This is a genomic window from Methylobacterium sp. Leaf104, assembly GCF_001422885.1.
GTDB lineage: Bacteria > Pseudomonadota > Alphaproteobacteria > Rhizobiales > Beijerinckiaceae > Methylobacterium.
On the sequence record NZ_LMMZ01000037.1, the window covers coordinates 327,501 to 328,769 of the forward strand.

Here is a 1,269-nt window from a genome sequence, read left to right on the forward strand (position 1 = left end):
GCCGACCCGAACGGGCATGTGGGCTCGTGGCGCGAGCGCGCGAGGACGGATTCCACCGTCGCGGTCATCTCGGGGGTGACGGAGACCGTCATCCTCGACCGCATCGCGGAGGCGGCGACGCGGTACGGGATCGTCCTGGTGGACCTCGAGGGCGCCGCCTCGCAGGCCGTCACCTACGCGATCGCCGAGTCGGACCTCGTGCTGATCCCCACCAAGATCTCGGGAATGGACCTGCAGGAGGTGTTCCGGACCTACGAGGTGGTGCAGCGGGCCGAGCGCATGCTGCGCCGATCGATCCCGGCCCGGGTGGTGCTGACCCAGATGTCACCCCTGCAGAGCCGCGTCGCCCAGCATGCCCGGGAAGAGATCCAGGGCGCCGGCATTCCGCTGCTGCGGACCGAGGTGATCCAGCGGGCCGCGTACCAGTCCATGCACTTCACGGGATCGACGCCGGCCGGGCCGGGGGGCGATCCGAAGGCCGCCGCCGAGGTGGGCGGTGTCCTGAACGAGCTCCTCGCCATCCTGGCCGAGCAGCAGGGAGTCTGACGATGAGCAAGCCTCCATTCCTGCCCTCGCCCCGTCCGCGGCCGCATACGAGCCCAGAGGATGCCTGGCAACTGGCGGCCGCCACGAGCGACCTCGGCTTCACGCGGGCCTCGAGCGCCCCTCAGGCGCCGCCGGCCGCGGCCCGGATCTCCGACGAGCCCCGGCCGGCCGAGGCCATCGAGGGCGCCGGGAGCGTACCAGCCGAGGCCACGGAGGCCCTGGCTTCCACGAGGCCGCCCAAGGCAGCGGTCCTGAAGGTCGAGGTGCCGGATCCCGTCTGGACGGCCCTGCGGCAGGAGGCTCTCGATCGCCGGGTGACCGTGAAGTACCTGATCCTCGAGGCCCTGGCGGCCAAGGGCTACGCCTTCGACCTCTCGGCCATCCCGCAGGATGGGCGCCGCCTGCGCTAGGCGGTGTCCGAAGGGATCCTGTCCGGACAATCACTGTCCGCAGGCCGGATCCGAACCTTGTGGACGCCCTGGCGGTGGGCCGGCCGGCGTCCGCAGGGCCATGGCCCAACGGACGCCAAACATGCATCGGGACACCGGACATCCGTTGGAAGGCCCGAAACGCAGAAAGGCCGCCCCGGGGGGCGGCCTTTCTGCGTTTCGACGATCGTCTGGAGGGAATGTCTTGTTCTGGGCAGGTCTGGCGGCGACCGACTCTCCCGTGTCTTGAGACACAGTACCATGGGCGCTGGTGTGTTTAACGGCCGAGTTCGAG

At 70.3% G+C, this 1,269-nt stretch carries 2 protein-coding genes and 1 rRNA gene (1 of these 3 cut by a window edge); 2 read left to right on the forward strand and 1 reads right to left on the reverse strand.

Annotated elements, in window-relative coordinates:
- Positions 1 to 546, forward strand: the 3' portion of a protein-coding gene (locus ASF49_RS18515; RefSeq protein WP_056476360.1) for a ParA family protein. The gene continues 111 nt to the left of window position 1, outside the view; 546 of the gene's 657 nt are visible here — the last part of the coding sequence; the start codon falls outside the window, past its left edge; the stop codon is at positions 544 to 546.
- 2 nt (positions 547 to 548) lie between these two features.
- Positions 549 to 956 carry a hypothetical protein gene (locus ASF49_RS18520; protein WP_056476362.1) on the forward strand — a complete coding sequence of 136 codons (408 nt, stop codon included), beginning with the start codon at positions 549 to 551 and terminating at the stop codon, positions 954 to 956.
- Between the two features lie 236 nt (positions 957 to 1,192).
- Here the strand turns inward: ASF49_RS18520 and rrf are convergent.
- A 5S ribosomal RNA gene (gene rrf / locus ASF49_RS24880) occupies positions 1,193 to 1,269 on the reverse strand; the annotation flags it as partial.